Origin of the sequence: Paenibacillus sp. FSL R7-0204 (assembly GCF_038002225.1) — a bacterium.
In the GTDB taxonomy this organism is placed as follows: domain Bacteria; phylum Bacillota; class Bacilli; order Paenibacillales; family Paenibacillaceae; genus Paenibacillus_AQ.
Genome location: NZ_JBBOCA010000001.1, coordinates 6,615,510 through 6,629,670, shown reverse-complemented (window position 1 = coordinate 6,629,670; position 14,161 = coordinate 6,615,510). Strand labels below are relative to the sequence as shown.

1 protein-coding gene is annotated in these 14,161 nt (G+C 56.2%); it reads left to right on the top strand.

Annotation, left to right across the window (positions count from 1 at the left end; all coding sequences use genetic code 11):
- Nucleotides 1-14 precede the first annotated feature (14 nt).
- Nucleotides 15-14,090 carry an S-layer homology domain-containing protein gene (locus MKX42_RS28735; protein WP_340756495.1) on the top strand — a complete coding sequence of 4,692 codons (14,076 nt, stop codon included), beginning with the start codon at nucleotides 15-17 and terminating at the stop codon, nucleotides 14,088-14,090.
- Nucleotides 14,091-14,161: the final 71 nt, after the last annotated feature.

Genomic DNA, 14,161 nt, shown 5'->3' with positions numbered 1-14,161 from the left:
AAGGGGGAATTGGCGTGAAGAACCACCGGGCAAAACAGAGAATAAGACTCTTGCTCCATTGGCTGTTGATTGTCAGTCTAATTGCGGGGCTGTGGAGTCCCGGACTTTGGCAGACAGGCCAGGCAGAGGCTGCGGCTGTGAACGGGACAGCCTCTGCTGCGAGCGATATTAACGGTCATTGGGCGGAGCCGCAACTAAGCGAATGGATAGGAGGCGGGTATATCAAAGGCTTCCAGGATGGAAGCTTCCGGCCTGATCAGACTATCTCACGTATAGAGTTTGTGGCGTTAGTGAACCGCTTGTTTGCTTACCAGGGAACGGGAAAGATCAGTTTCAAGGATGTTCCCTCTGCGGCCTGGTTCGTCTCACAGGTGCAGGCAGCGGTCCAGGCCGGATATGTGACGGGATTTCCTGACGGGACCTTCCAGCCGGACAAGCCGTTGTCACGGGTGGAGGCGGCCGTAATGCTCGCCAAGCTTACGCCTGTGCTGATGAAGGACGGCGAAGATCCGCTGAAGGTATTCAAGGATGCCGGCAGTATTCCGGGCTATGGCCGTGATGCACTGGGTGCTGTGCTAAGTGCCGGTTACATGAAGGGTTTCCCGGATGGAACGATTGCAGCTTCACGGCAGCTTACACGGGCCGAAGCTGTTGTTCTGCTGGATCGTCTGAAGCAGCAGTCCGGCAGCCATGCAGAGGGAGGGATCATTCCTCCGGCGAAGACCTTGGAGACCGGCGGCACTTACGGTCCTGCTGCAGGCTCGTTCACCGTTGCCGGTGATCTTACCCTGAATGCGCCAGGCATAACGCTGCGCAATATACAGGTCCAAGGAAATCTGCTCATCGGCTCCAAGGTTGGAGACGGAGAGGTCTACCTTGAACAGGTGACGGTACAGGGCAGCACGGATATTCAAGGCGGCGGTGCCCATAGTGTACATATCAATCATTCCCGGCTCGGTGTTGTAACCGTGGATCGGGCAGACGGTCTGATACGGGTTGTGGTCGGCGGGACAACGATCATCAGGCAGTTGAATGTCCAGTCTGAGACTAAGCTTGAGTCAGAGCAGAGCGGGACAGCTTCCGGCGGTATTGAGGGAGTTGTCATTTCAGGGTCGGGTGAAGTCACCCTGAGCGGGGACTTCAGCTCGGTGGAGATTAAGAGCAACGTCAAGGTTGTGGTCACCTCGGGGACCATAGGCCGCTTAAGCGTTGCCGGGGGAGTCAGTGCTTCGTCCATTACGCTGAACGAAGGCGTGAAGGTGAGTGATCTGGAGCTGCATGGCACAGCCAGTGTATCAGGCGCGGGAGAAATCGTGAAGGCACTGGTAGATGCTCCAAAGGTAGTGTTTGAACGTTCCCCCGGCAGCGTGGAGACTACGGCACGCGGAGAGTACACGGTTACTGCTCCGGCTGCAAGCACGGCTCCTGCCGGAGCAGGTGGAACTGACGGAGGAAGTGGTGGAGGCGGCGGTGGTGGCGGTGGCGAAAGCAATCCGACGACCCCGCCATCCCCAACGTCCACTCCGTCCCCAACACCTCAGCCGACCCTGCCGCCTGCAGAGCAGGCGCTTGAGGTGGCAGTCACTGCTGGGCAAGGCAGCCTGAGCGGCTTCATGCTCAGCTTCAGCAAGTCTGTTACGAATCTGACTGCGGCAGAGCTCTCGCTGAAGGATGCAGCGGGACAGGCCATAGAGATATCCTTCATCGGCTCACTGAACGGGGGAAGCTCTTACCGGGTTGCCGCAGCCTTGCAGGAGAGGGGGACCTACACCGTCACACTCTCTAAGGCAGGGTATGTCTTCGGCGCCCCGGCAACCTTCGTTGTTCCGGTGACCACACCGGAGGATATTCGGGTGACCACGGCAGTGCAGCATATCAGCGCAGCGGGCCTGGAGGTCCAGTTCGATCAGCCAGTCGCGGATTTGCCGCTGTCCGGCTTCACCCTGAAGCGCAGCGGGACGGGCGAAGCTGTCGCTATTCAAGAGGCTGCTGCCCATAACGGCGGAAACTCTTACCAGCTGACAGCTGCCTTGCAGGAAGGGGCTACCTACTTGTTAAGCGTGACGAAGGCGGGCTACCACTTCGGCGGGGTTGTGTCCGTATTCGTTCCGGTTACGGACCCGGTAGTGATCTCAGTATCTGCTGAGGTCTACGGCATCACGGAGACGGGCTTCCAGGTATCCTTGAATCCGCCGGTGGCGGGATTAACCCCAGCTCATTTCGCTTTGACAGCGGGGGATGGCAGCAGCATTCCGGTGGACGGAGCGGCCTCCGCAGAGGATGGCGGTGTATACACGATTACTGCAGGACTTGTCCCCGGCAGCACCTACACGCTTAGTATGGAACGGAGCGGCTATAGCTTCGGGACAGCGCTTGAAGTGACTGTACCAGCCGTAGGCAAGGTTAAGGTTGAACCTTCGATTGGCACCGTGCGAACTTACGGCTTTATCCTGTCTATGGATAAGACAGTGCCGGAGATAGATTCTCTGAGCCTGGTGCTGGAGAACGCGGCGGGCGGGCAGGTCAGTATCGATATGCTCAGTACAGTGGTTCCCGGCCGGCAATATGAAGTGTGGGCCAGCCTGGCCCCGAAGGATTCGTATACCCTTTCGCTTGATATGGATGGGTATGAGTTCACGGAACCGGCGGCTCTGGCGGTCCAGGCAGAGGAAGTTCCCTCTTCGGCAGGCTGGGTGACGCATAGCGGATTTGAGCTGCAGTTTGCGCAAGGTACGCCAGACTTCTCGGCAGGCGATATGACTCTGCAGGCTCCGGGCGGCGGGGCCGTAGCCGTGGATGAAGTCCAGCTTGGTCTGGACAGGAAATCTGCAGTGATAGCTGCGGATTTGCCCGCAGCAGGAAGTTATGCTTACCATGTCAATCTCTATGACGGACGGTTCATACAAGGGACCCTAGTTGTTCCTGAGACCGTGGAGATCAGTAAGTATACGACCTTCGACGGGTACCCCGGTGCTTATAGCGGCCTTACGGTTCACTTCGGGCGGGCGGTGCCGGGGTTGACAGTCTCAGCCTTTGAGCTTAAGACTAGCAGTGGCGGGGCGGTTGTATTGGACTCGGCGGGCTCCAGTGACGGAGGCCGTACCTACAAGCTGCTTACCACGCAGATTAATGCCGGAGGCCCGTTTGTACTTGGCATTACGGCTCCGGGCTACAGCTTCGGGAAGCCGGCCACACTAGTGAACGCGACTCTGAATGTGTGGGGCGCGGGGCGGAAGCCGACCCAATTCATGGCCGGACTGAATCCGCGCGTGCCGGATTTGACGGCTGAACATTTCAAGGCCACGGATCTGGCAGGCCATGAGGTTGCGGTTACAGGCGTCACTTGGGATAACCAGCAGCGGATCTATATAGTGGCTTTTGACGGAGAGGGCGGTCAGAGTTATTACGTATCGGTTCAGGCGGACGGGTATGACTTCGGCGCGCCGAAGAAGATTTATGTGTATGCCCAGAACACTGTAGTAGATCCGACGTACAGCGGCTTCACGCTTGTGATGGCACCTGCGATGAAGATTAATACGCAATACGGCTTTAAGCTAACCAAGGCTTTTGGAGGCCCGGAGGTTCCCATCAAGAAGGCGGTCATGAATGATCCGGAAGGCAGAAGCTACCAGTTCTCGGCGGCCTTGACCCCGGGCTACTATAGTCTCGCGCTGGATGCAGAGGTGGACCCGAACGTGGTCACCTTCTTAGTTCCGCTAATTGCTACAGTCTCTGTCGATGAGATTGAGAACAATGGGCTGGTTGCGAAGCTTGATTATGCTGTGGATGGGCTGGATGCCAGGGATTTCGTATTGTTGAACAACGATACAGGAGATCCCGTAGTGATATCCTCAGCAACAACGGCGGACCAGGGCGCAAGCTACCGGCTGTCGGCCCACCTGGCGGGAGGCAGCTATACTCTGAAGCTGACCGGGCATCTACCGGAAGCAGGGGTGAATTTCAAGGTTGCAGCGACCACAGACGCAGGGACAACCAGTGTATCGAAGATCACGAGTGCGGGCTTCGAGCTTTCTTTTGCCAACCCGGTAATGGGGCTCCTGCCTGGCGACCTTATGATCACGGATGCGCAGAATAACAAGCTGAACGGAGTTACGTTGACCACGAGTGATAATGGCGGGACCTATCTTGTGCGGGTCACGCTTGCGGAGAATGCGGACTACACGCTCGTGCTGAAGAAAGGGTACATCCTCTTCGACTCGCCAGTCACGTTCCATGTGAATAAGTGGATTGCCGCCAGCATAGCGGATGTAACGAAGGACGGGCAGTTCACCTTGAAGTTCGCTCCCGCGTTCCCGGAGATTGAGAATTATCTGGGGCTGTCATTAACGGATGAAGCGGGCACGCTCTATTATCCGAATCTGTTCGAGTCGGCAGACGGCGGTGCGAGCTACCAGCTTCGAGTGCCGGGCAATCAGCTGAAGCCGGGTATGGCCTACATGGTCAAGCTGGACAAGGATGAATTCTCAATGAATCCGTTCTCCTTCCGGCTGCCGCCAACGCTGACAGTTATGGAGGCGACAACAGCAAGTGTGAAGGTGCAACTGGATGCGCCGGTTCCGGGGCTGGCCCAGCGGCATTTTGTAATCCGAAATGCCGCTGGTGACAGCATTGCACTGACTTCAGCGGCAACTGCGGATGCAGGCGCTCACTACACCCTTGCCGGTACCTTTGCCGGAGGGCAAACGTATACGGTTCAGTACAAGCCGGATGTAACTTATCAGGTGAATGAACCCGTAGCTTTTCCAATATCGAAAATCATTACGGCTGCACTCAGCAATATAACGGTACTGGGGTTCAAGCTTCAATTCAGCTCCAAGGTAACCGGTTTGACCCCGCAGCAAGTGATCCTCCGTGATCCGAGCGGGAATCCAATCCCTGTGAATGAGTATTCACTCAAGACAACGGATCAGGGGCTAAGCTACCAGGTGACGCTGAATGCGGTGGCAGCGGGCAAAGGGTACACCCTGGATCTGGCGAGAGATGATTTCCGGCTGGCGTCTCCGGTCTCCTTCGATATCTCGGCATCGGCTGCTCTCCGGCTGGTGGGCACGGTGCTGAATAAGATTGTGGTGTCTGTCTCTCCGAATCTGCCGGATATGACCGAAGAGCATTTCGCGTTGTATGACAGCAAAGGCCGCAAGATCGCGATTACGGTGACTTCTCAAGGTCCGGCAAGCGCGATGTACAATATTGAAGGGAAATTCGACGCCTTCGAGACGTATACTCTGCAAGCGAAGTATCCCGGCTATCTGTTCGGGGCTCCGCTTACGGTGGGCTTCCAAGTAGGGGTGTATGCAATCATTCACAGCCAGTCGCGGAGCGGCTTCAAGCTCGTATTGAGCACGGAGGTGCCTGGTCTAAGCGCTGCGGATATTACGGTCACTGATAAAGAGGGAAATATCGCTGCGGTACAATCCCTCCAGGCTTCCACTGCTCCAGGCAGCTACAATGTGCTTGTTCCGCTGACCGGCGGCAAGACGTACACGGTGAAGATTGCTGCGAAGACGCCGTATGTTTTTGACAGCATTGACCCGTTCACCTTGAATGCGGCTTCGGCCACGGTGGATCAGTTGTCTGTGACCGGCTTCAAGCTGAGCCTGTCCTCACCGCTCAGTCTGGACCCCGGAAATGTCAGCCTGACGGATGACCAAGGCCAAACCGTCAACTTAAGATCGGTCATTACCCGGGATGCGGGCCGGTCTTATGAGATTAGTGTCTATCTGAAGGCGGGTGTGCAGTACAAGCTGGGCCTGCATGTGGCGGGATACGACCTGGGTACGGAGCTGCCGTTGTCCATCCAGGCTGTAGCGGCTGCGTTCGAGGGGATGGAGACCGGGAACAATCAGGCGTTCACTGTACGCTTCGATCAGGCGATGCCAAGCCTGCTGCCGGGTGATTTCAATATCAAGCAAGGAGACAACGCTACAGTCTACCATCCTATGAAAATATCGACAGCGGACGGGGGATTCACTTATAAGGTAGAAGCGGGCTTCTGGGGAACAGAGCGTTACTCGCTGCGTATTGTCAAGCACGGGTATGACTTCGGCACCCCGATCTTCATTGACGTTCCGGCTAGGATAAGCGCGGCAGTGTTGAGAATAGGAGCGGACTACGTGGAGATCGGACTGAATCCCGGTGTCTTTGGAATGAGTGCCGCTGATTTCACGGTGAAGGATAGCACAGGGCAAGTGTTGCCTGTGTCCTCTGCGGTGACGGACGACCATGGCTTGACTTACCGCCTGAAGGCAGCATTTGCCGGAGGCCAGACCTATACGATTGCGCTGCAACAGATGGGTCATGACTTCGGGGAAGTCTTGTCGGCTACGCTGCCGAGTGTGATTGCAAGTGAGGTTGGTCCTGTTAACGGGCAAGGCGTGAGTGTTCTCCTGAACCCGGCTGTTGGCGGGCTTAAGGCTGGCAGCTTCAAGCTGGTTAATGCTGACGGGCAGTCCACTCCGGTTACAGCCGTCAAGGAGCTGAACGGGGGGGCCGGTTATGTATTGTCTGCTAATCTTACAGCTGGAGCGGCCTACACGCTGAATGTGACCGCAGCAGGCTACGACTTCGGAGCCGCGCTTGCAGTGAAGGTACCGGTTCCAATCGCACTGAGCTATGACGCTATACAAAAGGACGGGCTGACGGTGAAGCTGGACCCGGCTATTCCGGGACTTCACGCAGCCAGCTTCATCTTGAAGGATGCGGAGGGCAATCAGAGCGTTGTGTCTGCGGCAACCACAGCAGATGGCGGAGCAACATACGCCATACGGGCGGCGCTGCAATTTGGAACGGATTACAGCCTGAGTATTGCGGCTGACGGGTATGATTCCGGAACGGTGCTGCCGTTCAAGGTGCTGCAGCCTGTCGCCAAGTCTATCGAGGCGCTGTCCAAGAACGGGTTCACCCTGCGGCTGCAAGCCGCAGTTCCAGATTTGAAGGTCAGCCACATTCTGCTGAAGGACAGTAGCGGCGAGGCTGTAGCACTTGATTCCCTGGTGACGGCGGACGGCGGGCTAACGTATCAAGCGGCCGCGAAGCTGATAGAAGGGGCAGGATACCGGCTGGCGTTGACCGCTAAGGGGTACGATTTTGGCCCGTCGGTTCATGTGGATGTTCTTCCGATGCTGCAATTAACGGCGGGTAATATTAGTACCTCAGGCTTCAGTCTGCATCTGAGCAAGGCCGTGCCTGATCTAAATCTGTCCTCCGTGCACCTCAGTGGACCCGGCGGGCAGAGTGTAACCCTCACCGCAAGCTCATTCTATGATGCTAATCCGGGTACAGCCGATGCGGGTAAAATCTATCTGGTGCGTGTGCCTATAGCCGCCGGTCAAACGTATACGCTGATGGTGCAAGATCCGTCCCACCCGGTAGAAGGGCCGCTTGAAGTGGTGCTGCCAGTTGCGGTTACGAGCCAGGTCACCCGTGCAGATGCCGGCGGAATAAGTGTGCTGCTGGGCCGCAAGGGAATTGATGTGCAGCCTGAGGACGTGGAGCTTCTTACGGCGGCAGGCGATAAGATCAAGGTGGTGGGTATCGCTGCGGGAACAGATGCCGGTACCTGCACCATTCAGGCTCAACTTGCAGAGGGCAGTACGTATTCGCTAAGCCTGAAGAAAACAGGGTATGACTTTGGGGCAGCGGTTAAGGTGTATGTGGCTTACCGTGTCACTTCAAGTCTCACAGGTGTGAATGAAGATGGCTTCACGGTAAGCTTCAGTACTCCGGTTCAGGGTGTACAGTTCAGCTTGCAGGATGCCGGCAACAACCCGGTCACACTGGGTCCGGTATCCACGGCAGACTTCGGACAGACGTACAGAGTGGCAGTGAACCTGGCCTACAATAAGGAATTCAAGCTGCGTCTGAGCGCAGCGGGGTATGAGCTCGGCGCGGAGCTGACGGTGAATAATGTGAGCACACCGCCGCAGCTAATGGATGCAACCTCTTCTGAGAACGGAACCCAGGTGATCCTGACGTTCGACAAGCCGCTGGCCAGCGTAATAGCAGGCGGGTCCTTCTCCGTTAAGATCGACGGCCAATGGCAGAGCTCCGTCACTGCGGCACTCGGCGCAGATCCGGCGCAGATTCTCCTGAGCTGGAACAGCAGCGGCCGGGTAATTGGTTCAGCCTCCACGGTATCGGTGGCTTACACCGGAGTGAACCGGGTGAAGGCGGTCAATCAGACGTTCCTGGCTGTCTTTGACGAATTGCCGGTGGCTAATGTGGCGACCCTGCTCGGGTTCGTCTCCAGCTATGCCTATAAGAACGATGCAGCCTATCCGGCCAAAATCCTTCACACGCAATATGGCAAGACGGCGCTGGAGACAGCGGGACTTCTGCGGGACGGCGGCTTCAAAGCAGCGAATCTCTACCGTGCAGTGCTGGCCGAATACGGGATGATCCGTTCAGAAATCACTCCTATCCTGTATGCAATGAACGCGGATGCGTCAGCGCTCTATGATGCTTACAATTCACTGAAGCGGCCTACTTCTAAATATGATGGATTGATTATTCCAGAGTTTCTCTCGGCAGGCTATTCGATCAGTGAGATTGCTCCGGTCCTCCAGCGATTTGGTCTGCTCAGCAAAGACATCATGGGATATCTGAAGCGCGACAATGTACCGGTTACAGAAGCGGCGAAGGTCTTGAGGGATAACTGGAATGAAACAAGCGGCAATACCGTGGAGTTGCTCGGACTTGCAGGTTATGACAGCAACGGGATTGCCGGAGCTGTCCAGAGAGCATATGGTCTGAGCCCGGCACAGACGGTGTCCGCCATGGCCGAAGGTAAGCAATCGGCAACAAAATCGGCAGCGGTCATTAAGGAGCTGTACCAGGAGGCTGCGGTTACAAGTGCAACCTGGCTGTCCCAAGCCGGATATCCGGCGGCGGAGGTAAGCAAGGCGATTGCAGAGCAGTACAGCTTTGCCAGTGCGGCTGATATGCGGCAGGCCTTCATGGATGCCGGCTTCCCGGCAGCTTATACGTATGCTCTGCTGCGGCGGGAGTATTCGCAGCAAGATGCGGCGTCCGAGCTGCTTAATGCCAAGGTGTCTGCCCGGGAAGTGGCTGAAGCGGTGAAAGCCGCCGGTGACGGTGCCTCCGTTATAATAAGCGTCTTAACGGCCAAGCACTATGAGGTGCGGGAAATTGCCCTCATCGTGAATGATTTATGGGTATCGGCGGGGACCCCGTTAAGCGATATCCTTGTCCAGTTCGCCGCTGGCGGATATGAGGCTTCAGCACGGGCTGCACTGCTGCGGGAGCAGTTCGGTGCAGAACTCCCGGCAGCGATTGCGGCGCTCTCTCCAGGGCTTACCCAATCCCAGCGGGAGCATATACTGAAGTACCTGATGGACGGGGGATATGATCCTGTTCACTTAGCGGACTATTATCTGAAGCAGGGCAGCCATCCTTATGAATTGTTCAGACAGTTCAGGCTGGCGGGCAAAACGCCGGTACAATCGCTGCAGACCATGCATGATGCCTATATTCAAGCGGGAACAGCACTTACGCTGAGCGGTGCGATGGATCTGTTCTACCATGATTACAATAACCGTTACGAAGCAGACCAGGTCCTGACAGCGCTGCGTAGTGTGTTCGTCCAGGATGTGGACGGGAAGGCGGATGCTACAGAGGTAGCGGCTGTCATGAGCAACTCCAGGCTGTGGGACAAGTACGAGATCGCCAAGCCGCTTATCCGGCAGATGGGCCTTACGATTCAGGATTGGGTGGAGCTGGAGCGCACAGAGGCCTTGTCCCGGTTCGGCTGCGCCTGTGATGTACGTACGGTGGTGAAAGATACCCAGTATTTATTCGCTGGCGCATCGCTGCCGGAGATCACGGTAGCCATGAGCTTATCCAGCAGCTATACCTTGAACATGATCGTGGAAGGAACGATTAATCTCTACCCTACAGGGGGTGTCAGAGCGAAGGGGATGCCTTACCTGATCTCTGCGCTAAAAAATGCGGGGTATTCCTTCGAAGAGGTCGCTGCCGAATTCGACCGCCAAGGGTGGAGTGAATGGGTGGCTGTCTTCAGCTCATACGGAATTGCAGCAAATGATGTGACTGCGTATTTGGTTACAAAAGGTCTTACCATGAACCAGGTCATTGTCCGGCTGGCTCCGTATCCGCTGAAGGACCGGGCGCTGGTCCTGCGCGAAGCCTACGGGCTGGATAGCGCTGCTGCGATGGCACTGCTGCTCCAGCAGACTGACGAGGATCAGGAGGATATCGGCCGGGCGGCGGCCTGGGCCTACGGCAGCGATCCAATCTCGCTGTGGATTCAGACGCTGCGGGCACAAGGGGCTACGGCTGCCTCCGTGATTAACACGCTTGCTGCGCGATACCCTGCCTACTGGCAGTCGGACAAGGTGGGCCCGGCCCTGATTCAGGGCGGATTCAGCCAGGATGAGGTTATGCGGGGCCTGCTGATCCATGGCGGAGTGCGTAACAACCTGAAGGCAACGCTCGCGCTGCTGCAGTCGCTCTATAGCCAGCAGCAGATTACCATTGCGCAGCTGCTCAGTGCGGCCAAGTCCGAATCGCCGGGAGAAGGACTGGAATTTCTGCAGAAGGGCGGCTACAAGCTGCCTGATATTGCCCGCACACTCAAGGATTATTACGGGCTTACATCCGGAGAAGCGGCCAGGCTGCTTACCGCCGCTTATCCGAATGATCAGAGTCTTATTCTATCAGGGCTTGCTTCCGTATACGGACAGACGCTCGGAAGTACGGTAGCAGAAGCGCTGCAGGAGCAGGGAATTACTGAAGTAGGCGCAGCTGTTGAATATCTGTGGAATGCGGGATTTGCCCCCAAAGAAATTGCAGTCTCTGCCAAAGACGCCTTCCACCAGGACGCAGGTCAGACCGCACTGCTCTTCGTGCAGAAGAATATTCTGGCAGATAAAAATGTACTGGTAACGACCCTTGCCTCTGTATATGGACTGTCCGTAGAGCAGGTGATCCATGCGCTGCTTGTCCGGCAGGGAGACCCTTCCTTCGGGGGAGCCATTGCCTTTGTGTTCCAGGCCCGGTTCAGTCTGGCGAACAGCATCAGGCTGGCCAAGACAGAATACGGATTATCGGCGGGAACAGCTTTGCAGCTGCTCACAGATTCCCGGTTATACCGCCAGGAGGATATCCTTGCGGGAGTAACGGATATCTACCGGACCTCACAGCGTGAGAGTATCGTGGATTCACTGGCAGCCAGCGGGCTGGTCACCCTGGAATCTGCCGTATCCTTCCTGCGCAACATGAAGTTCGATCTGAACGGGATCGTCCGGGTGGGCAAGGAGCATTTCCGGTTAACGGCCGGAGAGACAGCCGCCGCCCTGACCGTCGAGGGAACTTATAGTGATGAGGACATCCAGAGTGCGGTGTCCTATGTATACGGACAGAATCTGACGCAGACCCGGCTCGATACGCTGAATGCGCTGGGGATCACCATGTTCGCCGATGCTGTGCCGGAGCTGAGAAGCGCCGGATTTGCCCTAACCGACCTGGTGCTTGCAGGCAAGACGCACTACAAGCTCAGTGCCGGAGAAACGACTTACATCCTGCTGCAATCCGGGAACTATCCGGCGGCAGACCTTCTGGCTGCTGTGGCGGAATACTATGGCAAGCCGGTGAATGAAAGTGTGGAGGAGCTGCTTAACCGCAGCGGGATTGCCTCCATCCAGGATGCAGCGCCGTATCTTCGTTCGCTGGGCTACACGCTGCAGGATGTGACCGAAATATCGAAGAACTACTATGGTAATTCGGTACAGGCTACCCAGGACGCCTTGCTGTCGCTCCAATTGGAAGACGCCAGCATTATAGAATGGACTGTGCGGCAGGTCTACGGCACAGCTGCGGAGGAAGGCACTACGGCTGCAACGCCTCAGTCTATCCTGCAGCAAGCCGGAATTACAGGGGAGCCAGCGGCCATTGTCTATCTATGGACTGCGGGCTACCCGCTCCAGGATATTGTCAGAATGCTCAAAGAGTATAACGGCCAATCTGCGGCCGCGGCGTCAGCACTGCTGATTGCCGATGGCTCGTTCAATATCTCTGCGGTTCTGAGCAGCATCAGTGCTATATATGGCACCGCGTATGATGCCGCTGTGATGGAGTTTTTCAGAGCGCAGGGTATTTTCACAGACGCCCCGCAAGCAGCTCAGGTCTTAAGCACAAGCGGCTACCGGATGGCGTATATCGCGGAACTTTTGAAGAAGAGCTATGGCAAGACAGAGGCGGAGGCGAAGGCCCTCTTGAACGGACTGGGCATTTACAAGGCGGATGCCGTACAGAAGACAGTGGCTGAGGTGTATTTCGCAGTGGGCACATCCTCTGGAACTCTTCAGCAAGTGCTTGATCTGTATGGAATCACGGGTGCAGAAGCCGCTGTCAGCCTGCTCTATAAGCAAGGTACACAGGTTCAGGATATCCTCCAGTATTTGAAGGATGCTTATAACTTGGGTGCCGATGAAGCAACCGCCCTGCTGGCCGTGTATGTCAGGGGGCCAGAGCTTGGGTTGGCCGTCACTACGGTGTATTACAGCAGCACGAATGTCGGTTACCTCTCGAAACTGATTCCGGCAACCTCTATGGGCAGCCCGGGAACGGTGGCGAACTATATGAAGGCGAAATTCAGTGATACCGATATCGTGCTTGCGCTGAAGGTGATGTTCAATCTGGACGCTCTGGGTGTGCTGGATGCAGTCACTACTGCGGTGATGCCTGCGGAGCGAGTCCGGGCAGCGGTAACCGAAGTGTTCGGGGCTGATCCGCTCTATGCCTATCTGAAGCGTATGAAAGACCGGGGAGCGAGTGCGAATGATGTCGCTGCCGAGCTGGATCTGCGGGGACTGCTTGAGCTGGCGCCGTCCATTTATCTGGTGGATACGCTGAGGAGCCTGGGGTACGACAACGCCAGCATTCTGAAGATGCGCTACAATTACTTCAACGAGGCGCGCAAGAATGCAGGCTCGGAAGAGGAGCAGGGAACGCAGCTGGTGCAGTTCGGCGTGAATACGCCAGCCGCTATCGTTCAATATTTGCGTAAATGGAGTCTGGCTCCCTACAAGGTACTTAAGATCGTAAGAGCAGGATTGCCGGATGCGCCTATCGCGGAGATTGCCCTTGCCATGCGTGAGCAGGGCTACGATGGTGAAGCGATTATGGGAGGTCTTGAGATTGTTGGAGAAGGCGGGGATAGCATTGCTGCGATTCTCAGGAAGCTTGGACTTCCGGTGGTACGGGCACTGGTCTTCCTGGGCAAAAGCTGGTCCGTGGACGAGCAGCTGCAATGGCTGATCCGCAATGGCTATACGCCAAGCGAATACATTGCTTACCGGAATGTGCAGACCGATAATACCATTGCGATTCTGCGGCAGCAGCTCGGCTTGTCCGCGAACGATATTGCCAAGCTGCTGATTCAATACAAGGGCAGTATGGGCCATTATTATATAGCCAAAGTGCTGTATGATGGAGGGTTTACACAGGTCAAAGAGGTTGCGGGAGCTCTAATCTCGATCAATTATCAGCCGGTCTGGCTGCTGGAATTGCTGGTGGGGATTGGCGGCTGGACTATGGATGATATCGCCCAGGGAATGCTGGATTCCGGTCTGATCTCACTCGTGGATCTGGGAACGGCTATTCAGATGGCCACGGGCGGCGTGCTCAAGGAGACCTACCGTATTCTCAAAAAGGTATCTACCGCCAAACAGCGGGAATTCTATGACAGTCTGAGTAGCGTCGAGCGCAGGCTGCTGGACAACAATGAAATCGCCATGATTGTGGTGGTGTCCGCCATGCGTAACGGAAGGATCAGTCTCGACGATGCCACCAATCAGCTGAAGGTGACGGAAGGGATTGAACCGGAGGATGCACTGAAGGTCCTGATTGTATCCGGGGCGAATGTGCTGGATTCGGCCGGAGCGGTATGGGATGTCTACCGTGATTATATCGGGGCGAAGATTATTCTCAAGATGTTCGAAAAGGCGGCAGGCCAGTATATCTCAGACTTTAAAGAGTACTATAAGCTGGTCATGACGTTATCCAAGATTATCTACAAAGTATCCAAGTAAGAAAATGAGGCTCCAGCAAAGGCCGGTCCGCATAAGGACCGGCCTTTGCCGGTAACCTGTCATGGAAAATC